The sequence below is a fragment of the Rhizobium sp. NFR03 genome, assembly GCF_900111275.1.
Classification (GTDB): domain Bacteria; phylum Pseudomonadota; class Alphaproteobacteria; order Rhizobiales; family Rhizobiaceae; genus Ferranicluibacter.
The window spans coordinates 249,298-269,384 of record NZ_FOGR01000004.1; the positions used below are offsets into that span (position 1 = coordinate 249,298).

General features: G+C 62.9%; 18 protein-coding genes. 10 read left to right on the forward strand and 8 right to left on the reverse strand.

The genetic code is table 11. The features are described 5' to 3' along the window. Nucleotides 1–51 precede the first annotated feature (51 nt). From BSG19_RS14360 to BSG19_RS14380, 5 genes are all read left to right on the forward strand, one after another. Nucleotides 52–1,263 carry an NRAMP family divalent metal transporter gene (locus BSG19_RS14360; RefSeq protein WP_092988711.1) on the forward strand — a complete coding sequence of 404 codons (1,212 nt, stop codon included), beginning with the start codon at nt 52–54 and terminating at the stop codon, nt 1,261–1,263. Between the two features lie 97 nt (nt 1,264–1,360). Next, a complete protein-coding gene (locus BSG19_RS14365; RefSeq protein ID WP_092988712.1) occupies nt 1,361–2,128 on the forward strand; it encodes a LamB/YcsF family protein in 768 nt (255 codons plus the stop codon). An 18-nt stretch (nt 2,129–2,146) separates the two neighbouring features. Beyond that, nucleotides 2,147–2,953, forward strand: coding sequence for a putative hydro-lyase (locus tag BSG19_RS14370; RefSeq protein ID WP_092988713.1), 807 nt, complete (start codon nt 2,147–2,149; stop codon nt 2,951–2,953). Nucleotides 2,954–2,961: 8 nt separating this feature from the next. After that, nucleotides 2,962–4,560 carry a 5-oxoprolinase subunit B/C family protein gene (locus BSG19_RS14375; protein ID WP_092988714.1) on the forward strand — a complete coding sequence of 533 codons (1,599 nt, stop codon included), beginning with the start codon at nt 2,962–2,964 and terminating at the stop codon, nt 4,558–4,560. A 55-nt stretch (nt 4,561–4,615) separates the two neighbouring features. Further along, nucleotides 4,616–6,346, forward strand: a complete 1,731-nt coding sequence (locus BSG19_RS14380; protein ID WP_092988715.1) for an acetyl/propionyl/methylcrotonyl-CoA carboxylase subunit alpha — start codon at nt 4,616–4,618, stop codon at nt 6,344–6,346. A gap of 28 nt (nt 6,347–6,374) precedes the next feature. On the opposite strand, the gene BSG19_RS14385 is transcribed toward BSG19_RS14380, so the two are convergent. Then, a complete protein-coding gene (locus BSG19_RS14385) occupies nt 6,375–6,803 on the reverse strand; it encodes a c-type cytochrome (RefSeq protein ID WP_244529254.1) in 429 nt (142 codons plus the stop codon). 177 nt (nt 6,804–6,980) lie between these two features. Here BSG19_RS14385 and BSG19_RS14390 point away from each other — a divergent pair, with 177 nt between their 5' ends. After that, the gene (locus BSG19_RS14390) at nt 6,981–7,877 is read left to right on the forward strand and encodes a PhnA-like protein (RefSeq protein ID WP_092988716.1); all 897 of its coding nucleotides are present in this window, start codon (nt 6,981–6,983) and stop codon (nt 7,875–7,877) included. A 68-nt stretch (nt 7,878–7,945) separates the two neighbouring features. On the opposite strand, the gene BSG19_RS14395 is transcribed toward BSG19_RS14390, so the two are convergent. Continuing rightward, nucleotides 7,946–9,805, reverse strand: a complete 1,860-nt coding sequence (locus tag BSG19_RS14395; protein WP_170865983.1) for a PAS domain-containing protein — start codon at nt 9,803–9,805, stop codon at nt 7,946–7,948. Nucleotides 9,806–10,047: 242 nt separating this feature from the next. Here BSG19_RS14395 and repA point away from each other — a divergent pair, with 242 nt between their 5' ends. Then, nucleotides 10,048–11,271, forward strand: coding sequence for a plasmid partitioning protein RepA (gene repA, locus BSG19_RS14400; RefSeq protein WP_092988718.1), 1,224 nt, complete (start codon nt 10,048–10,050; stop codon nt 11,269–11,271). Then, a complete protein-coding gene (gene repB / locus BSG19_RS14405; RefSeq protein ID WP_092988719.1) occupies nt 11,268–12,296 on the forward strand; it encodes a plasmid partitioning protein RepB in 1,029 nt (342 codons plus the stop codon). The genes repA and repB overlap by 4 nt, the downstream gene beginning before the upstream one ends. 162 nt (nt 12,297–12,458) lie before the next feature. On the opposite strand, the gene hutH is transcribed toward repB, so the two are convergent. From hutH to BSG19_RS14430, 5 genes are all read right to left on the reverse strand, one after another. After that, on the reverse strand, nt 12,459–13,976 hold the full coding sequence (gene hutH / locus BSG19_RS14410) for an HAL/PAL/TAL family ammonia-lyase (protein ID WP_092988720.1): 1,518 nt from the start codon (nt 13,974–13,976) through the stop codon (nt 12,459–12,461). 2 nt (nt 13,977–13,978) lie between these two features. Further along, nucleotides 13,979–14,749: an ABC transporter ATP-binding protein gene (locus BSG19_RS14415; RefSeq protein ID WP_092988721.1), complete on the reverse strand. Its 771-nt coding sequence runs from the start codon at nt 14,747–14,749 to the stop codon at nt 13,979–13,981. Between the two features lie 32 nt (nt 14,750–14,781). Then, complete coding sequence (locus BSG19_RS14420; RefSeq protein ID WP_092988722.1) at nt 14,782–15,492, reverse strand: ABC transporter permease; 711 nt, start codon at nt 15,490–15,492, stop codon at nt 14,782–14,784. An 11-nt stretch (nt 15,493–15,503) separates the two neighbouring features. After that, nucleotides 15,504–16,226: an ABC transporter permease gene (locus tag BSG19_RS14425; protein ID WP_092988723.1), complete on the reverse strand. Its 723-nt coding sequence runs from the start codon at nt 16,224–16,226 to the stop codon at nt 15,504–15,506. 123 nt (nt 16,227–16,349) lie between these two features. Then, a complete protein-coding gene (locus tag BSG19_RS14430) occupies nt 16,350–17,201 on the reverse strand; it encodes a transporter substrate-binding domain-containing protein (RefSeq protein ID WP_092988724.1) in 852 nt (283 codons plus the stop codon). 184 nt (nt 17,202–17,385) lie between these two features. Between BSG19_RS14430 and hutC the strand changes: the two genes are divergently transcribed. Beyond that, the gene (hutC, locus tag BSG19_RS14435) at nt 17,386–18,156 is read left to right on the forward strand and encodes a histidine utilization repressor (RefSeq protein ID WP_092988725.1); all 771 of its coding nucleotides are present in this window, start codon (nt 17,386–17,388) and stop codon (nt 18,154–18,156) included. 118 nt (nt 18,157–18,274) lie between these two features. After that, nucleotides 18,275–19,024: a DNA polymerase III subunit epsilon gene (locus BSG19_RS14440; RefSeq protein ID WP_092988726.1), complete on the forward strand. Its 750-nt coding sequence runs from the start codon at nt 18,275–18,277 to the stop codon at nt 19,022–19,024. Between the two features lie 48 nt (nt 19,025–19,072). On the opposite strand, the gene BSG19_RS14445 is transcribed toward BSG19_RS14440, so the two are convergent. Next, nucleotides 19,073–20,062 carry a GlxA family transcriptional regulator gene (locus BSG19_RS14445; protein ID WP_092988727.1) on the reverse strand — a complete coding sequence of 330 codons (990 nt, stop codon included), beginning with the start codon at nt 20,060–20,062 and terminating at the stop codon, nt 19,073–19,075. Between the last annotated feature and the right edge of the window lie 25 nt (nt 20,063–20,087).

Here is a 20,087-nt window from a genome sequence, read left to right on the forward strand (position 1 = left end):
ACATCGGCATCCCCCGCATCGACATCTCAGGGCAGTCCCGCACCTGGAGGCATGTCTGCGAAATCGCGCCGCGCGGCGCTCATCGCGGCTATCTTCCTGATGGCGACATCCGCCATCGGTCCCGGCTTCATCACGCAGACGGCGACCTTCACGACGAAGCTCGGCTCCGCCTTCGCCTTTGCCATTCTCGCATCGATCCTGATCGACTTCGTCGTGCAGCTGAACATCTGGCGGATCGTCACGCTCACGAAGATGCGCGCGTCCGACATTGCCAACGCCGCCATTCCCGGAACCGGTTATCTTCTCGCCATCCTCGTCATCGTCGGCGGCCTGTTCTTCAATGTCGGTAATATCGGCGGGGCAGGCCTCGGTCTGAACGCCATGCTCGGCGTTGATCCGAAATGGGGCGGCGCCATCAGCGCGCTCATCGCCATCGCCATCTTCCTGTCGAAGAAGGCCGGCGTTGCCATCGACCGGCTGATCGTGGTTGCCGGTGTCCTCATGATCGTTCTGACGCTCTATGTCGCGATCGTCTCGGCACCGCCCGTCGGCGACGCGCTGTTCCAGACCTTCCTGCCGAGCACGATCGATTTTGCAACGATCACCACGATCGTCGGTGGCACGGTCGGCGGCTACATCACCTATTCCGGTGCTCATCGCCTGCTGGACAAGGGCACGGTTGGCATCGAGAATCTCGGCGCGGTGAACCGTGCAGCCCTGACCGGCATCGCGGTCACCGGTCTGATGCGCTACGTTCTGTTCCTCGCCATCCTCGGCGTGGTCGCCAGCGGCGTCGTGATCGACATTTCGGGCAAGGGTGCAAATCCAGCGGCACAGGCGTTCCAGGCAGCGGCCGGTGACGTCGGCTACCGCATCTTCGGCGCGGTCCTCTGGTTTGCCGCCATCACCTCCGTCATCGGCGCCGCCTATACGTCGGTCTCCTTCATCACGGTCTTCAAGCAGGACATCACCGAGCGCGCCCGCAACATCGCGACCGTCATCTTCATCGGCGTCTCGTTGATTGCTTACGTGCTCATCACAACGCCACCTGCCCAGATGCTGGTCTTCGTCGGTGGTCTGAACGGCCTCATCCTGCCCATCGGTCTGTCGATCTTCATCTATGCGGCATGGGCGCGCTCTGACCTGATGGGCGGCTACCGCTATCCCCGCTGGCTTCTGGTGCTTGGCGTCCTCGTCTGCGCGCTGACCTGGTACATGGGCTACAAGTCGATTGGACCGATCTTCGCGCTGCTGACGGCGTAACACCCTGAACGCTCCGGGCGCAGCACGGTTTGCGTCCGGATCGAAACGACAGACCACGGCTCACAAGGAGCTGGCGAGAAGCAAGGGAGAGAGTGACATGAAAGCCATCGACCTCAACAGCGACCTCGGCGAAAGCTATGGTGCCTGGGGCATGGGCGACGATACGGCGATGCTCGCCATCGTCTCCAGCGCCAATGTCGCCTGTGGCTTTCATGCCGGCGACCCCGCGGGCATCCTGAAAACCGTCAAGGCAGCTGCGGAAAAGGGCGTCGCGATCGGTGCGCATGTCTCCTACCCGGACCGCGTCGGTTTCGGCCGGCGAGACATGGATGTCACGACAGACGAACTCATCGCGGATGTCATCTACCAGATCGGTGCTTTGAAAGGCATCGCGGCCGCGGCAGGCACCACGGTGCGCTACGTCAAGCCGCACGGCGCGCTGTACAACCGGATCGCCAATGATGCGAAGCAGGGACAGGCCGTCATCGACGCACTCAAGGCGGTCGATGCGTCTTTGGTCCTGATGGGTCTGGCGGGCACGCCGATCCTTGATCTGGCAAAGCGCAGCGGCCTTGCCGTCGTCGCGGAAGCCTTCGCCGACCGGGCCTATACGCCGGAAGGCCAGCTCGTCTCCCGTCGCGAACCGGGCGCCGTGCTCCACGATACGAAAGCCATCGCGCAGCGTATGGTTCAGCTGGCGCGTGACGGCACGCTGACGGCCATCGACGGCTCCACCATCCGCATCGAGGCCCAGTCGATCTGCGTCCATGGCGACAGCCCCGGAGCGGTCTCGATCGCCCGCGAAATCCGACGTGCCTTCGAGGCGGACGGGTTGGCCGTGGCGTCCTTCCTCAACAATCACTAAACGCGAAAGGAAAGCGTCATGATCGCCATCGAGCATCTTCGCCATGTTGACGCCACGCCTGCGCGCGCCGCCCGCGAGGCCTACCGCGCCGGCAGTGTCGCGCCGACATCCGGCGTCGCACCCGGCTTCACGCAGGCCAACATGATCGTTCTGCCGCGCGACTGGGCATTCGACTTTCTGCTGTACGCCCAGCGCAACCCGAAGGCCTGCCCTGTTCTGGATGTTTCCGATCCCGGTTCGCATGCAACGCTGCTGGCACCCGGCGCCGATCTGCGCAAGGATTTGCCACTCTACCGGATCTGGCGGGACGGAAAGCTGGCCGAAGAGACCGCTGATGCCAGCGCGGCGTGGGCTGAGCATCCCGATCTCGTCAGCTTTCTCATCGGGTGCAGCTTCACCTTCGAGACGCCTATGGCCGAGGCCGGCATCGAGATCCGTCATATCACCGACGGCTCCAACGTCCCGATGTACCTGACAAACCGCCCCTGCCGCCCGGCGGGGCGCCTGCACGGCAATCTCGTCGTGTCCATGCGTCCAATACCTGCCGGTCGTGTTGCAGATGCTGCAACCATCTCCGGCCGCTTTCCTGCCGTCCACGGTGCGCCGGTCCACGTCGGGGCGCCCGACGAGATCGGCATCACCGATCTTGGCAAACCCGAATTCGGGGATGCGGTGCGCATCGAGCCGGGCGAAGTTCCTGTCTTCTGGGCCTGTGGCGTGACGCCGCAAGCAGCCGTCATGGCATCCGGCGTTCCCTTTGCCATAACGCATGCGCCGGGACACATGTTCATCACCGACATTCCGGATTCGGCCTACCACGCCTGAGGTTCACGATGCGCTTTCTCCCTGTCAGCCTGACCACACTGCTCGTCGAGCTTGCCGATCTGCAGGAAACGCTGGCCTTGTTCGCCTCGCTGGAAGCCGACCCCGTCCCTGGCATCGCAGACATGGTGCCGGCCGCGCGCACGCTGATGATCCGGTTTCACCCCGGCGCAACGACGCCGGAAGCGCTGGCACGGGAAGTGGCGACACGCGACCTCTCGGCGCGGATCGCGCCTTCCGACAAGCTCGTCGAGATCCCCGTGCGCTATGATGGCGAGGATCTGGCCGACGTGGCGGAACTCACGGGCCTTTCCGTCGAGGAGGTCGTCCGCAGGCATGTGGAAAGCGAGTTCACCGTGGCCTTCTGTGGCTTTGCCCCCGGCTTCGGCTACCTCGTGGGCGGAGATCCCACCTTGCAGGTGCCGCGTCGCCAAAGCCCGCGCACACGCATTCCAGCCGGTGCGGTGGCGCTCGCCGGCGCCTTCAGCGGCGTCTATCCCCAGGAAAGCCCCGGCGGCTGGCAGATCATCGGTACGACGCCGGAGAAGATGTGGGATCTCTCCCGTGATCCACCGGCGCTGTTTCAGCCCGGATATCGGGTCAGGTTCACCGATCTGGCAAAGCGCGCGCCTGTTGCAGCCATACCGGTCGCAAGAGCTGAGGCTGTTGCGGTGGGAGAGACACCGGAGGGCGTCTCTTTCACCGTCCTTGCAGCCCCCATGCCCGCACTTTTTCAGGACGCAGGCCGCTTCGGACAGACCGGGCAGGGCGTATCGTCCGCCGGTGCGCTCGACCAAAGCGCCTTCCGCGCAGCCAATCGCGTCGTCGGCAATCCGCCAAACGCCACCTGTCTGGAGATCACGCTCGGCGGCTTCTCCATCGCGGTCACCGGCCGCACGGTCATTGGCATTACCGGTGCCCCCTGCCCTATCGAGATCCGCGATACGGAGGGGCACGTGCATCGGGCCGAGACGTATCGCCCGATGTCTCTGGAGCCCGGCGACATCGTCACGCTCGGGCAGGCGCCAAAGGGTATGCGCAGCTATCTCGCGGTGCGCGGCGGCTTCAATGTGGCGCCCGTCCTCGGCAGCACGTCGACGGATACGCTTGCGGTGGTCGGGCCTGATCCCGTGGCGAAGGGCGCCGTCCTCAAGGTCCATTCGAACACAAGCGGGCTGACCGCGGTGTCGCTGGAGGAAATGCCGGCGTTCATGCATCCCGGTTCGGACGATGTGGTAACGCTCGATGTGGTTATGGGCCCGCGCAGCGACTGGTTCACACAGACTGGCATCGACACGTTGACGTCCCAGCTTTTCCGCATGACGCCGCAATCCAACAGGGTCGGCATCCGTCTGTCCGGCGATATCCCGCTGGAGCGTAAGGACAAGGCGGAGCTGCCGAGCGAAGGCACGGCGACCGGCGCGATACAGGTGCCGCACAGCGGCCAGCCCGTGCTTTTCCTTGCCGACCATCCGCTGACCGGCGGCTATCCCGTCATCGCGACGGTTGCAGACTATCATCTTGATCTCGCCGGGCAGATCCCGGTCAACGCCCACATCCGCTTTAGGCCGATTGCGCCATTCGCGGACATCGTGCCGGCCAGAAACTGATGCGCAAGCTTGCGCCGGTGGCTCCGTCACGGCTCACCTCAGAGGGAGGATTGTCATGAAAAAAGTCCTGATCGCCAATCGCGGCGAGATTGCCGTCCGTATCATCCGCGCCTGCCGCGACTACGGGGTCGGCTCCGTTGCGGTTTATGCCGATTGCGATATCGACGCGCTGCATGTGCGTCTTGCAGACGAGGCTTACGGCCTCGACGGCGACCGTCCGGCAGACAGCTACCTCGACATCGAAAAGCTGATCGCGATCGCGAAGCGCTCCGGCGCGGACGCTGTGCATCCCGGCTACGGCTTCCTCTCCGAACGCGCGGAGTTCGCGCGCGCGGTGCAACAGGCAGGCCTTATCTGGATCGGTCCCGATCCGCATGTCATCGAGGCGCTGGGCGACAAGGTCGAGGCGCGGCGCATCGCAACCAGCGTCGGGGCCCCCCTCGTTGCTGGCAGCGACGGGCCGGTCGAAACAGCAGCCGAGGTCATTGCCTTTGCCGACGCTCACGGGCTTCCTGTCGCGATCAAGGCGGCGCATGGCGGCGGCGGGCGTGGCCTGAAGGTCGCCTGGAAACGCGAGGAGATCGCCGATCTCTACGAATCCGCCGTGCGCGAAGCCACGGCTGCTTTCGGACGCGGCGAATGTTTCCTGGAGCGCTTTCTCGACCGCCCGCGTCATATCGAGGCGCAGGTGCTGGCCGACCGCCATGGCCATGTCGTCGTTCTCGGCACCCGCGATTGCTCGCTCCAGCGCCGCAACCAGAAGCTCGTCGAAGAGGCACCTGCCCCCTTCCTGACCGACGCACAGCGGACTGAAATCCACCAGTCTGCGGCAAAGATCTGCAAAGCTGCCGGCTATACCGGTGCGGGCACCGTCGAGTTCCTGCTGGGCGTCGACGGAACGATCTCGTTTCTGGAGGTCAACACACGCCTTCAGGTCGAGCATCCCGTAACGGAGGAAACGACCGGCATCGATCTCGTCGTCGAGCAGTTGCGGATCGCCGACGGGCTTCCGCTCGGCATAACAGAAACGCCGGAGCCGCGCGGACATTCGATCGAGTTCCGCATCAATGCGGAAGATCCTGGCCGGGGCTTTTTGCCCACGCCCGGCGTCATCACCGAGTTCAGCCCGCCCTCCGGCCCGGGCATTCGCCTGGACAGCGGCGTCGTCACCGGCTCGACCATCCCCGGCACTTTCGACTCCCTGACGTCGAAGCTCATCGTCACCGGCGCCAACCGCGAGCAGGCGCTGGCCCGTGCCCGGCGTGCGCTCGCCGAGTTCCGCATCGAGGGCATCGCGACCGTCCTTCCCTTCCACCGCGCAGCGATCGATACTGCCGATTTCCGCGGCGACGATGGCTTCAAGGTGCACACCCGCTGGATCGAGACGGACTTCGCCGCCCTGCCGGACGCCGCCCCTCGCCCCCTCCAGCCGACCCCCTCGGGCATCGTGCGCACCCACATCGAAATCGACGGACGTCTGCATGCCGTCGGCCTGCCGACGATGCTGCTTGCGGGTTTTGGCACGGGCAATGCCTCGGCCGGCGCAGCGCCTGCAATGGCACCGTCCGAAATTGACCCGGCAATCGTCACAGCACCGATCACCGGGACACTTCAGGTGTGGAAGGCTACGGACGGTGCCGAGGTTCAGGAAGGCGACCTCATTGCCGTTCTCGAAGCCATGAAGATGGAAACGCAGGTTACCGCGCATCGCGCAGGACGTCTGCATATCCAAGCTGAACAGGGCGCCTATCTGAACGCCGGCACCGCGATCGCTTCGATCAGTTGATCGAAGCGCGTTCGGATGGCAACTTTCGTTACGGAAACGTCTTGAGATAGGCGATAACGTCGCGGATTTCCGCCTCGCTCCACAGGCCCCAGAAGCGCATGCTTGTCCCCGGCACCTTTTTCTTCGGGCTGTAGAGAAAGGCCGCGAGTGCTTCGTCGTCCCAAACGAGACCCGAGGAACCTGCGTCTGTCATCGCCTGCGAGTATCGGAAGTCCGGCACCGCGCCAGCCTTCCGTCCGAAGACACCTTTCAGATAAGGTCCGTACTTGTTCGTCTCGGCATCGGGCACGTGACAGGATGCGCAGGTCTGGAAGATCCGCCGCCCATGATCAACGTCTTCTGCATGCGCAGCAGGTGCCACCGCCACACATATTGCTGATGCCAGACGGATAGCGGCTCGAAAGACACGCATGCTGTCACTCCAGTCGGCAGGTGTTTCGGTCTGTGCAAGATTCATGACGCTTTCACCTCTTTCTCGTTCCAAAGCCGGTGAGAATCGCGGCAACCCGGGCGCTGTTTGTAGCCAAACGCATACCCAACCTTCATGTTTTCCTAATGTCTGGAACTTGTTGTGAAATCTTGCGTTCTTTGACCACTCGCACGTTTGCGATACGCTCCAAAGGACCCGATCATCATGACAATCCCAGCCTCCTCCTATCGTCCGACCGAAACAGTCTACGGTGGTGTGCCTTCAGTAACTGCGTCATTGCACAAAGTATCCTGGGGTTCCATCTTCGCTGGCGTAGCACTGGCACTCGCCGTTCAGTTTCTTCTGAACCTTCTCGGCGTCGGTATCGGCGCAGCCGTTATCGATCCCGCACAGTACGATAACCCGCAGGCAAGCACATTCTCCATCGCCGGCGGCGCGTGGTTCGTGGTCTCCGGCATTATCGCTTCCTTCGTTGGCGGCTATGTCGCAAGTCGCCTTTCTGGTCGCGCCAGCAAGTCCACCGGTGGCTACCATGGCGTAACCGCCTGGGCGGTGACAGCGCTCGTCGTTCTTTACCTGCTGACCACATCTGTCGGTGCGATCGTTGGTGGCGCCTTCAATGGCCTGTCAAGCGTCGTTGGCGGCGTCGGCCGTACGGCTGCGACGGCAGCAACAACTGCAGCACCAGCGCTTTCTGACGTCGCAAACCCGATGGCTGGCATCGAGCAGCAGATCCGCAACACGACCGGCAACGACCCGCAGGCCCTGCAGAGCGCAGCCGTTTCCGCCATTCAGGCTCTCGTGACCGGCGACGAAGCGACTGCCGAAGACGCCCGGACGCGTGCGGCCGAAGCTCTGGCCCGCGCCCAGAACATCCCTGTCGATCAGGCTCGCACCCAGGTTCAGCAGTACGAACAGACGTATCGCCAGAATATGGAAGCTGCCAAGCAGCAGGCTGTCGAGGCCGCTCAGACCGCAACGGCAGCCGTTTCGACCGGCGCCATCCTCGGCTTCATTGCTCTCGTACTCGGTGCCGTTGCCGCATGGTTCGGCGGCGTTGCCGGCACCAAGCGCGATCTGGACGATGTTCGCACCGTCTAAGCCCAGCTAGAGACCAGCACGGAAAGGCCGTCAGTCGAAAGACTGGCGGCCTTTTTCGTCGCAACCTATCAACCGGCTTCGACGGGAAAGCGTGAAACGAGCGTGCAGACCAGTCCGCCGGGGGTATAGTCAAGCTTGACCTGCCCCTTAAAATCCGCAGCCAGGACCCGGGTTATCAGTCGCGAGCCAAATCCTGACCGTGTCGGCGGCGTGACCGGCGGGCCGTTTCTCTCTTCCCATCGCAACGTGAACGCCTGAGCTTCAGAACCATTGGCGTTCTGTTCCCAGTTGATCGTGATCTGTCCGTTCGGAGACGAAAGCGCGCCGTATTTGGCGGCATTTGTTGCCAGCTCATGCATGGCAAGCGCGAGTGAGAGCGTTTGCTTCGGCGAAAGCGGGAGGTCGGGACCCGCTATGTCGAACTGCGCCGCGCCTGCCCGATGCGGCGCCAGGGCCGTTTCGATGACGTCGCGGATGCTGCCCTTCTCCTGCGCCTCCCCCATCAGAAGGTCGTGCGCGTGAGCCAGCGTGTGCAAGCGTGCGTTGAAGGTGTCGCGCTGCTCCAGGATTGCCTCGCCTTTCAATGTCTGCGAGGCGATGGCACTGACCATGGCCAGCGTGTTCTTGATCCGATGTTGAAGCTCTCCATTCAGCAGGGCATATTGGCTTTCGGCGTCCTTTATGGCTGTGATATCGCGGACGGTGCCGACGAGCCGCACGGCATCCCCACCGTCCACCACCCTTGCTCTGGCGTGAATCCAGCGCTCAGGCCGGTTTTCGCCAGAAAGGACGCGGTATTCGACATCGAGATGCCCTTCCCCGAGGGGATCCATAGCCTTCTCAACGGAGCGGGTGATCGCAGGTCGATCGTCCGGATGCACGCGGTTGACGAAGCTGTCGAAGGACGGCTGCTGGTCGGCGGGCCGCCCGAGGAGATAGGCTGACCGCTCATCCTCCGACGTCGAAACGACACGTCCATTTACGAGAGCGGCCTCCCAGACACCCATTTCAGCGGAATCGAGCGCCAGCTGCAGCTGCAGTTCTCTCTGTCGAAGCGCAAGTTCTGCGCGTTTCAGATCGGTGACATCATGCCCCTCGATGAAGAGGCCTGTGACCTGACCATGGAGATCGCGGATAGGCTGAATGACGAAGTTGAGGAAGATGTCGTCTTCTCCTTCCCCGTCCGGGCGCGTCAATCGGATCAGTTCGCCCCGTCCCGTCATGGCCTCACCCGTGGCGTAGACGCGGTCGAGGAGCGTGATCACCTGCTGGCTCTCGAGCTCCGGGAGAACAGACCGAAAGGGACGACCGACCATCGCGCGGGGACCGATGAGGCGGGAGAAGGCACCGTTGACAATCTTGACGACGTGATGTGGTCCCTCAAGCGTGCAGAGAAAGCTTGGAGCGCTCTCGAAGAGACGGCGCATGCTGTCCGCCTCTCGCAACGCGACTTCCTTGAGGTTCGCCGTCAGCTGGCTTGCCTCTTCCCGCGCAAGCTTCGTTTCCGTAATGTCTCGAGAGATCGACAGGAGATGTGTTGGCTTCCCGTCAGCTCCGGGAACCGGCAGAACCTGCACGTCCCAATGCCTTGGATTTCCCTTCAAGGTGACCGCAAATCCGGAAAAACGCGATGGAATGCCCTGCCTCGCCGACGCTATCGCAGCCTTCGCAACGTCATTGCCTTCCCCCGCCCAGAAATCAGGCCAGGGGCAACCCTTGATCCCGCTAAAATCATCGACCTCCATGATCCGCTTGCCACCATCGCTCATAAACTGAAGATGGCCATCAAGATCGAGGATCTTGATGCAGTCAGCGCAACCTTCGAACACGGCGGCAAGGAGATCGCTGTTTCCGACGAGCGTTGGATCGGCTGCCGCAAGTTCTGTGTTCATGCGGAATACGGCGGGAGAAACAGTCGCGGGGCTCATCGGTATCATGTCCACTGCATCGGAAGTTCGGCGAGCAAGGCGTTCAGACAAACGCCTCGTCGTTTTATGTTAGCTACCATGAAAAGGATACAGGCGACGCCCCGATTCCAGGGAGCAACGATCGGACCGAGGATGAAGACGATTCGATGACGTTGTCTTTTTGCTGGACGCCGTACGAGAATCGTGGCGTAGCATAGCGACGAATGACCGCTAAAACGCATATTGCCCGACAAGAGGGATAAATGGCGCCAAGAGATGACCTGCGGCGAGACATCTCCGTGCAAGAGGATGCGGCCGCGAAAATCATGCGGCACGCCGGAATGCTGTCCAACCAGCTTCAGCAATTGCGCGCCCGCATGTATCCGCCGAATTCAGAAAAGCACTTGCGGTTCTTTCTGACGAACGAAGTGTCGAAACTGACATCCATTCCCAATTCGACGTTAAAGCTCCTGTCGATTGAAGGCCGCGGCCCGGTGCCAAGTCGTCTCGAAAACAACCACCGAGCTTATACGCTGAACCAGATCAATGCGTTACGAAACTTTTTCGCGGAGCAGAAACCGGCAGAAGCCCAGCGCTTCCTGCCGCATCGTCGTGGAGGCGAGCACCTTCAGGTTCTTGCGATTTCCAACTTCAAGGGCGGAAGCGCCAAGACCACGACCAGCATTCATCTTGCACATTTCCTTGCGCTTCATGGGTACCGTGTTCTCGCTATCGATCTCGATCCCCAGGCGTCGCTCTCCGCGATGTTCGGCGCGCAACCCGAAGTGGATGTCGGCCCAAACGAGACGATCTATGCGGCACTTCGCTACGACGAACAACGCCGCCCGATCCGCGACATCATCCGGAAGACCTATTTTGACGGAATCGACCTGATACCGGGCAATCTCGAGGTCATGGAGTATGAGCATGATACGCCGCGTGTCATTGCCCAACGCGGTGGCGGTGTGGACGGAATCTTCTTCGAGCGGCTGAAGATGGCGTTGCTGGAAGTGGAGGGCGATTATGATATCGTCGTTCTCGACACACCCCCTTCGCTCGGTTTTCTAACGCTCAGTGCCATCTATGCGGCAACGGGAATGATCGTGACCGTGCATCCAGCCATGCTGGATGTCGCGTCGATGAGCCAGTTTCTCCTGATGATGGGAGACCTGATCCAGGTGCTGAACGAGAATGGTGCCGAGCTAAGCCAGGATTTCTTCCGTTACCTGATCACCCGGCATGATCCGAACGATCAGCCCCAGTCTCAGGTGGTTGCGATGCTGCGCCACCTGTTCGGTTCCGACGTTCTTCTGGCGACAGCCGTTGAAAGTACGGCCGTGGAGGCGGCAGGGCTTGCAAAGCGGAGCCTTTACGAGCTGGAAATAGGACAGGTCGGCCGCGACACGCTGAGGCGCGCACGCGAGGCGATGGATGCCGTCAATGAAAGCATCCTCGACCTCGTCCGAGATAGCTGGGGCAGGACATGAGCAAGACAAAAAAATCGATCATCGCCAATTTCGGGCTTTTGTCCGCTGCGGTCGATGCAGATCCGCAGCCGGCCAACCCGAGCGCGCCCACGACGCCCACCTTGCCGCGCGTCGGTGCGGGTGTCATCGGCGCCGCGCAACGTTCGATCGGCGAACTGCGGGATGAGCGTGACCGTTTGAAAGCGCTTGTCGAGTCGGGCTCCGGTGCGAGCCTTGAGCTGGACGCGTCTGTGATCGACCCCTCACCGTTTCCAGATCGCCTAGCCGACGACAATGATGCCGATTTTGCGGCCTTCAAGGCAACCTTCGAAGCGGAAGGTCAGAAGATTCCCATACAAGTCCGGCCGCATCCCGAGCATATAGGACGGTACCAGGTAATCTATGGCCATCGCCGTCTTAAGGCGGCTAAGGAACTACGACGTCCGGTGGGTGCCCTGGTGGTCGAAATGTCGGATCGCGATCTCGTCGTCTCGCAAGGGATCGAGAATGCAGTGCGTCAGGACCTGACGTGGATAGAACGGGCGCTTTTTGCTGCCCGGATGGACGAGGCCCAGATCAAACCTCGGGACATCAAGGCGGCGCTTGCTATCGATGATGCCGAACTCGCCCGCATGCGCGGCGTTTACCGGACTGTGCCCCTTGCCGTCATCGAGATGATCGGCAGGGCGCCGAAGGTCGGGCGTCCTCGGTGGGGCGACTTCGCAAAACGCTTTTCAACGATACCCGATGCTTCCGCCATTCTGGCAAGAACGCTCCAATCCGCTGGGAAGGTCGTCGGGAGCTCGGATGAGCGTTTTCGCCAGGCTCTCGCAGCGCTGAAGGCTCCAGAATCCGGTCCTGTTCATGCAGAGGCTGACGGTCTGTCGCTTCGTGACACGCGTGGTCAGGACATCGCTCGGGTTAAGGTATCTGCGAAAGAGTTACGTATCGTCCATGTCGGACCGAAAGGCGCTGCTTTTTCCGCTTTCCTGCAGGCTGAAATGCCTCGATTGGTGGAAAAGTTCGAGCGTGATGCCGAGGAGTAGCCCTGTCATCTGACAGGGTTTCTCCTTTTTGAGGGGCTGGTCAAACGATGAACATGTCGCGGCCCAGACCCTTCAAGACGGCAGTTGCTGCAGCGAGACGTCAGCACCCATCAAGCCTGTCGTAGATCCATAAGCGCATCATTGCGGACGCACATGCGGATGCTACACGGTTGCTACATCGATCTCCATCATCAGGCGGCGTGTGGCTTCGAGGTCCTGCCCGAGGGGCCGGTCGTCGGCATAGAGAGGTATGGTGCGGCGCAGATGGTGATGAAGGCTTTCGGTGCCGGGCGCGCGGTTGCCGGAGACCGCCGTTCCAGCGGCGCCCGCATCGACGATAAGGTCATGCGCCTGGGCGGCTGAGACGTATTCGATGGCGAGGATCTGTTCGGCATTGTCGAGGATGGCGAGAAGCTTGTTTGCGGCAGCGGTCGGGTGGGCCAGAAAGTCCTCCTGATTGCCGGAGGTCAGGCCGCCATCGAGGCTCGCGGGCGAAGCCAGCCGGCGGCTCTCGGCGGCGAGCGCCGCGGCGGTGTATTGGGCGATCATGAAGCCTGAACCCGCGCCGGGATCTGTTGCAAGGAAGGGCGGCAGGCCGCTGACGAGCGGGTTGACGAGGCGGTCGATCCGTCGCTCCGATATTGCGGACACCTGCGCAATCGCGACGGCGAGGCTGTCGAGCGCCTGCGCCAGCGCGGGTGCGACGGCATGGGCTTGCGAGAACACGAGCGGCGCGTCCGGTGTGCCGGCAACGGCCGGGTTATCGGTAACAGAGGCAAGCTCGCGATCGAGGACGGCGGCAGCGACGTCGAAGACATCACGCGCCGCGCCATGGACATGGGGTACAGCGCGCAGGCTGAGCGCATCCTGGGTGCGCTTGCCCCGAGCGGCCGCGATCAGTCCGCTTCCCGCCAGCAGCCTGCGCAGCGTCGTGCCGACCGCTAAAAGCCCCGGCGACGGACGGAGCGCCAGTACGTCGGCGTCGAAGGCGGTCATCTGCGCACCCAGCGCTTCCAGCGTCAGGGCGGCGATGGCATCGGCCCAGTCGAGGAGGGCTGCCGCGCGGGAGAGCGCGAGCGCGCCGAGGCCTGTCGAGCAGGCCGTTCCGTTAACGAGGCTGAGGCCTTCCTTGGCCTCCAGCACCAGAGGCGAAAGACCAAGCATCGCCAGCGCCTCGGCGCCGGTCATGGAAACGCCGCTCACATGCGCCCTGCCCTCGCCGATGAGGACGAGCGCAATATGAGCGTTGTGCGTAAGGTAGCCCGCGGAACCGCGTGACGGGATGTCGGGAATGCAGTCTTTCTCGAGAAAGGTGCAGAGCCGGGCGACGACCTCGCCGCGAACACCGGAATGACCATGCGCCATGTTGGCAACCTGCGACGCCATGATGGCCCGCACCGCTTTTTCCTCGAGCAGCGGGCCGACGCCGCAAGCGTGGCTGAGGACGATATTGCGCGACAGGCGGCTCTGCGACGGACGATCGACCACGGTATCGGCAAGCGCGCCGACGCCGGTGGTGATGCCATAGGCGCGCACGCCGCTCTCCACCAGGGCGCCGACGATGCTGTGCGCCGTCTCGATTCGCGCGACGGCCGCTCTCGACAGAACCAACGAAGCGCCGTGCGCCACGCGTGCAACCTCGCGCCAGTCTAGCCGCGTTTCCAACACCACCGGATCCATCGTCAGCCCCCGAAATTCCCGATGAACTGGCGGAAGGCGGGCGAGGCACCATCGGTGAAAACAGTGTCAGGCGCACCGTCGCAATCGATCTCGCCGGATTTCATGAAGATCACCCGGTTCGACACGGTGCGCGCAAAGCTCATCTCGTGCGTGACGACCAGCATGGTCATGCCTTCCTCGGCAAGCGCCCGCATGACACGCAGCACTTCGCCTACCAGCTCCGGGTCCAGCGCAGAGGTCGGCTCGTCGAACAGCATCACCTTGGGCTTCATGGCGAGCGACCGGGCGATCGCCGCGCGCTGCTGCTGTCCGCCGGAGAGATGGGCCGGATAGGCATGGCGCTTGTCGGCGATGCCGACCTTTTCCAGAAGCGCCTCGGCCTCCTCGATACATTCGGCGCGTGGCCGCTTCAGAACATGCACCGGCCCCTCAATGATATTCTGCAGGATGGTCATGTGGGACCAGAGATTGAACGACTGGAACACCATGCCGAGTTCGGAGCGCATGCGATCCACCTGCCGCCTGTCCGCCGGCACCGTGCGGCCGCCGCGCTGCGTCATGGCGATCTTTTCGCCATCGACGACGATCTCGCCCGCATCGGCGATTTCCAGCATGTTGATGCAGCGCAGAAAGGTGGATTTTCCCGATCCGCTCGCCCCGAGCAACGAGATCACGTCGCCGTCCTGGGCGTCGAGCGAGATGCCGCGCAGCACCTGATGGGGGCCGAAGCTCTTGGTGATATTGCGGACGGAAAGGCGGGGGGCGCCGGCCATGGGCGTTCCGATCTGGCTGGAAGAGGTTGCGGTCATTGTTGAGCTGCCGGGAAGAGCGGCGCCGTGCGGCGGTGCGGACTAAGGCGGTATTCGAGAAGCGCCAACAGCTGCAAAATCAGGAAGTTGAGAATGAGATAGATGGCAGCGGCACAGAGAAAGACCTCCATGGTGCGGTAGGTCTGCGCGATCAGCCGCTGCGCCACGCCCGTCACCTCCCAGACCGTGACGAGGCTGGCGAGCGCGGTCGATTTCACCATCATCATCACCTCGGTCGAGTAGGCGGGCAAGGCATTGCGAAAGGCGATGGGCGCGAGAATGCGGCGCGTCAGCAGAAAGCCGGACATGCCGACCGCGCGTGCCGCCTCGATCTCCCGTGCGGGAATGGAGCGCAGGCCGAACCGGAAGATCTCGGCCGTATAACCGGCCGTGCAGAGCGACAGCGACAGGACGGCGCAAACGAAGGGCTCGCGCAGGGCCGGCCAGAGAAAGCTGTAGCGGATGAAGCCGAACTGCCCCAGCCCGTAGAAGACGAGGAACATCTGGATGAGCAGCGGCGAGCCGCGAAAGACGAAGATGTAGCCCTTGGCAAAGCCGCGCGCGACGGGATTGCCCCCGACACGCATCCAAACGACCAGGAGCGCCAGAAGGCCGCCGAAGATAACCGAGAGCGAGAACAGCGCCAGTGTCATCGGCAGGGCTGCCACCAGCGTTAGCATCGTGGAGGCCATGAAATCGAGGTCCATGCGTGTCTCCCTCAGGCCTGGCCGATGCCGGCGGGCATGCTGCGATTGGCGCGGCGTTCCGCCCCGTTGAACACCCGGTCGGACAGGCTTGTGAGAACGAGATAGAGGCAGCCGCCAACGATGAAGAACAGAAAGTGCTGCCGTGTGGAGCCGGCGGCGATCTGGCTGGTGCGCATGAGGTCGGTGAGCCCGGTCACGGAGACGAGGGCGGAATCCTTCAGGCTCAGCTGCCAGACATTGCCGATGCCGGGAATGGCAAACCGCAGCACCTGCGGCGCGATGATACGGCGGAAGCGCAAGGACCGGTGCATGCCGATTGCCTGTGCCGCCTCCAGCTCGCCCTTCGGAATGGCGAGAAAGGCACCGCGATAGACCTCCGCCTGATAGGCGCCCGAGATGATGCCGACGGCCAGCGAACCCGCCACGAAGGAGGGCATGCCGAGAAAGCCCTGATAGCCAAAGGCGGAGCCGGCGGCGGTCACGAGACTGGAGCCGCCGAAATAGACGAGATAGATGATGAGCAGCTCCGGCACGCCGCGAAACACGGTGGTATAGGCGCTACCGACGGTGCGCGCGATGCGACTGCCGGAGAGCTTCGCCCAGGCGATGAGCGTGCCGAAGACCATGCCGATCACAAGGGCCGTGGCGGTGACGCAGAGCGTCATCAACGTGGCGATGAGGAGAAGCCCGCCCCAGCCTGTGGGGCCGAAGCCGATGGTCTGCAGGAATGCCATACGCGAAAATGCCCTTCTTCCTCGCTGCCGAATGCGCCGGCGGGGGCGCATTCGGATGTCGATGGTTGTTCAACCCTTCGCCGCAGCGCAAACTTGTGGCTGGCTGCGGCGAGGAGTGCTGCGTCAGGGCGTGACGTCGGTCTTGAACCACTTCATGGAAAGCGTCTTGATGGTGCCGTCATCGAGCGCCGCCTGAATGGCCTTGTTGAACATATCGCGGAGGTCGGTATCCGCCTGACGCAGGCCGAGGCCCTCGCCGCTGCCGAAGATGGTGCCGCCGATTTCCGGACCGGTGAAGCCGAGCGTGCCGTTGGCCTTTTCGAAGGCAGAGATCAGGTAGACGGCGTCGTCGAAGACGAGATCGATACGGCCGCTTTCGAGATCCAGATCCCGCTCGGCGCCGGTCTTGTATTCCCGCACCGTAGCGACGCTGCCGAAGTTGTCATAGATGAACTTGGAGTAGACGGTGGCAGCCTGAATGCCGATCGTCTTGCCGGCAAAAGCTTCCTTGAGCGCGTCGATCTCCTTGGCAGTCGCGCCGGGATCGAGCTTGATCACCGTGCCGGTACCGGCGGCGTTCGCCAGAGGGCTGTCCTTCGCGGTCGCGAAGGCCGCGTGGGTATGGGCGTAGGGAATGGTGAAGTCGATGATCTTCTTGCGCTCTTCCGTGATCGACAGCGCATCCATGATGACGTCGTACTTGCCGGCCGTCAGTGCGGGGATCATGCCGTCCCAGTCGGATGCGACGAGCGTGCACTCGACCTTCATATGGTCGCAGAGATACTTGGCAAGCTCCGGCTCGAAGCCGCCGAGCGTGCCGTCGGGGTTGGTCAGGTTCCAGGGCGCATAGGCGCCTTCGAGCGTGATGGTGACGGTCTTCCAGTCCTTGGCGACGGCGGCCGGGGTGGTCAGCGCCATTGTGGACAGAGCCGCGAGCGCCATGGCGCTTCGAGTCAGGATCTTGGTGATGTTCATGGTCCGGTTCCTCTCGGAGTTTGCACGCATTCCCTTGAGCCGATCTGCGCCGGCTTTTCCGATCCGTGTTTGCCCTGAGACGGGAAAACCACGTTGTATATGGTACCATATGCTTTTTGATGTGCTATGCAAGTGGCAACGCTTCATTAGAAGCAGATTTTTTGTATGCTCAGGGATTAAGCAGATGAAACGCAATGGCGGCAAGTCCCCCGCTCTCAGCTGGGATGGAACGGAAGGCGATGGTGCGCCGCTCTATGCCGGGGTCAAGCAGATGATCCTCGGGCGCATCCAGAGCGGCGAATGGCCGCCGCGCCATCGCGTGCCGTCCGAAAACGAACTGGTCTCCGAACTCGGCGTCAGCAAGATGACCGCAAACCGTGCGCTGCGCGAACTGGCGAGCGAAGGGGAACTCGTGCGCATTCAGGGCGTCGGTTCGTTCGTTGCGGAGCGCAAAGGCTATTCCGAACTGTTCGAGGTGCGCAACATCGCAGATGAGATCAAGGCGCGCGGTCATCTGCATGAGGCTGAGGTGATCGTGCTCACGCGCGAGCAGGCTTCGCCGGACGTTGCGGACGGACTTGACCTGCCCATCGGCGCCGAGGTGTTCCACTCGCTCATCGTGCACAGCGAAAACGGCGTTCCCGTGCAGATCGAGGATCGCTTCGTCAATCCCGAGATGGCCCCGGACTATCTGGCGCAGGACTTCACGCTGGAAACTCCGAACTCCTACCTGACGACCGCGGCACCGCTCAGCGGCTCCGAGCATGTGGTCGAAGCAGCCATGCCGCAGGCGTGGGAGTGCAAGCTGCTCGTCATCCTGCCATCGGAGCCCTGCCTCACCATCCGCCGCCGCACATGGTCTTTCCAGAATACCGTCTCGCTCGCCCGCCTCGTCTACCCCGCCAGTCGCTATCGGCTGGAGTCTCGCAGCGGCAAGATCGGAGCAGAGAGCTAACACGTATAGGGGAGTTGCGGGAGGGCTTCTGCGGAACCATCGTCCATCTTCGCGAATTGCCGAATGGCTACGGAATATAACGGGCGGCGGTAGCGTGGAGAGAGGCGGCGTTTCCAATATGATACAAGGCAGGGTTCGCGTCATCGATCTGGAGACCGGCGGCAATGGCGCGGACGATGTCTGCGAGATCGGTTGGCAGGATGTCGTGCAGGAGAACGACGGGTTCTGGCGTGTCACCGAAGAGCGTGGCGCGCGGCTGGTCAATCCCGGACGTCCCATGTCGCCGGATACGATCGCCGTTCATCATATCCTCGATGCGCACGTAGCGGACGCACCCTTCTGGAAGGCGATCGCGCCCGGCGTGCTCAGACCGGAAGGGCGCATTGATGCACTGGCGGCTCATCGCGCATCGTTCGAGCAGCGCTATTGCACGCCGAGACTGAGCGGCGGCCTGCCCTGGATCTGCACCTGGAAATGCGCGCTGCGTCTCTGGCCGGATCTTCCGCGCTTCTCGAACCAGATGCTGCGCTACCTGCGGATGCCGGAAGGGCTGGTGCATGAGATCGGCCTGCCGGCTCACCGGGCAATGCCGGATGCCTATGTCACCGCGCATCACCTGCGCGATATGCTGAACGCGGTTTCCCTCGAACAGTTGCTCGCCTGGAGCGCCCTTCCCGGCCTGCTGCCCCGTGTGCCTGCGGGACCGGAACGGGGACGCAACTGGGACCGTTTGGACGACGAGGTACTGGACGAGTTTACCCGTAGTCGCGATATCGACATCCGCTTCACCGCGACGACCGAGCGCGCCCGGCGTGGGCGGGAGAAGCAGGAACCAGAATCCGAGCCGGCGCAGAAGACGCTGCTTTAAGCGGTCATCTGTCGAAAAGCGTCGGGAACAAAGGCTGCGAAACCTCTCTCACGCGATCCCAGAACGCGCTCCCATCCCCTTGTGCCGGAACGCGCCCGGCGGTTGCCCGAGGATAGCCTTGCAGGCGCGGGAAAAGTGGCTGGCGCTGGAAAAGCCCGTTGCGAAGGCGATACTGGAAAGGGAGAGCGAGCTCTGTTCCAGCAGGCGCCGCGCATGGGTCAGGCGGATCAGGCGGTAGGTTTCGAGGAAGCCACGGCCGAGCTCTTGCGCAAACAGGCGATCGAGGTGGCGCGGACTGACGCCGGCAAGCCGCGCAAGCGTTGCCCGGTCGAGCGGCTGCTCGATGGCTGTTTCCATCGTCTCCAGCACCGTCAGAAGTGCTGCATGATGTGTCCCGAACCGTTCGGCAGCGGAACCGCGCTGCGAAGCCGTCGGCTCCGCCACGGCCGTGTGGAGGTACCAGTCGCTGACACGGCGGGCGAAGTCCGCACCCATCCGCTCCGAGATCATCCTGTGCATCATGTCCAGCGGCGCGACGCCGCCCCCGCACGTGACGCGGTCGCCCGTAATGACATATCGAGCCTGCCGGGGCTGAAGATGCGGAAACGCCTCCCGGAAAATAGCCGCGTGTTCCCAATGCAGAGTGAAATCGCGATTTTCGAGAAGCCCGGCGGCGGCAAGGACATAGGCGCCGCTGGAAATGCCACCGATGCGGATGCCCTGACGGGCATAGCGACGCAGTGCCGCGTAGAGACCGCCCGGATCCCCCCAGTCGACCACATTGCCGCCGGCGCAGACGAAGATCGTGTGGCAGCCGGCACCGCTTTCGCCAAGATCGGCACAATCCACCGATATGCCAGAGGAACTGCGCACCGGCCCGCCGCCCGGTGAGAGCATCACGGGCTCGTAAAGCGGCAAGCCAGCCAGCATATTGGCCGCGCGCAGGGGTTCGGTCGCCGACGCATAGGACATCAGCGCGAAGTTCGGCATCAATATGAAGCCCATGCGCTGGAGCGCGCGTGTATCCAAATGTGGCATGACCGAAAACTACATCAATCTGTCC

What these genes read in the sequence shown, in the direction of transcription:
- BSG19_RS14360 (WP_092988711.1), top strand. Translation starts at nt 52, where the DNA reads ATGTCTGCGAAATCGCGCCGCGCGGCGCTCATCGCGGCTATCTTCCTG.
- BSG19_RS14365 (WP_092988712.1), top strand. Translation starts at nt 1,361, where the DNA reads ATGAAAGCCATCGACCTCAACAGCGACCTCGGCGAAAGCTATGGTGCC.
- BSG19_RS14370 (WP_092988713.1), top strand. Translation starts at nt 2,147, where the DNA reads ATGATCGCCATCGAGCATCTTCGCCATGTTGACGCCACGCCTGCGCGC.
- BSG19_RS14375 (WP_092988714.1), top strand. Translation starts at nt 2,962, where the DNA reads ATGCGCTTTCTCCCTGTCAGCCTGACCACACTGCTCGTCGAGCTTGCC.
- BSG19_RS14380 (WP_092988715.1), top strand. Translation starts at nt 4,616, where the DNA reads ATGAAAAAAGTCCTGATCGCCAATCGCGGCGAGATTGCCGTCCGTATC.
- BSG19_RS14385 (WP_244529254.1), bottom strand. Translation starts at nt 6,803, where the DNA reads ATGAATCTTGCACAGACCGAAACACCTGCCGACTGGAGTGACAGCATG.
- BSG19_RS14390 (WP_092988716.1), top strand. Translation starts at nt 6,981, where the DNA reads ATGACAATCCCAGCCTCCTCCTATCGTCCGACCGAAACAGTCTACGGT.
- BSG19_RS14395 (WP_170865983.1), bottom strand. Translation starts at nt 9,805, where the DNA reads ATGAGCCCCGCGACTGTTTCTCCCGCCGTATTCCGCATGAACACAGAA.
- repA (WP_092988718.1), top strand. Translation starts at nt 10,048, where the DNA reads ATGGCGCCAAGAGATGACCTGCGGCGAGACATCTCCGTGCAAGAGGAT.
- repB (WP_092988719.1), top strand. Translation starts at nt 11,268, where the DNA reads ATGAGCAAGACAAAAAAATCGATCATCGCCAATTTCGGGCTTTTGTCC.
- hutH (WP_092988720.1), bottom strand. Translation starts at nt 13,976, where the DNA reads ATGGATCCGGTGGTGTTGGAAACGCGGCTAGACTGGCGCGAGGTTGCA.
- BSG19_RS14415 (WP_092988721.1), bottom strand. Translation starts at nt 14,749, where the DNA reads ATGGCCGGCGCCCCCCGCCTTTCCGTCCGCAATATCACCAAGAGCTTC.
- BSG19_RS14420 (WP_092988722.1), bottom strand. Translation starts at nt 15,492, where the DNA reads ATGGACCTCGATTTCATGGCCTCCACGATGCTAACGCTGGTGGCAGCC.
- BSG19_RS14425 (WP_092988723.1), bottom strand. Translation starts at nt 16,226, where the DNA reads ATGGCATTCCTGCAGACCATCGGCTTCGGCCCCACAGGCTGGGGCGGG.
- BSG19_RS14430 (WP_092988724.1), bottom strand. Translation starts at nt 17,201, where the DNA reads ATGAACATCACCAAGATCCTGACTCGAAGCGCCATGGCGCTCGCGGCT.
- hutC (WP_092988725.1), top strand. Translation starts at nt 17,386, where the DNA reads ATGAAACGCAATGGCGGCAAGTCCCCCGCTCTCAGCTGGGATGGAACG.
- BSG19_RS14440 (WP_092988726.1), top strand. Translation starts at nt 18,275, where the DNA reads ATGATACAAGGCAGGGTTCGCGTCATCGATCTGGAGACCGGCGGCAAT.
- BSG19_RS14445 (WP_092988727.1), bottom strand. Translation starts at nt 20,062, where the DNA reads ATGCCACATTTGGATACACGCGCGCTCCAGCGCATGGGCTTCATATTG.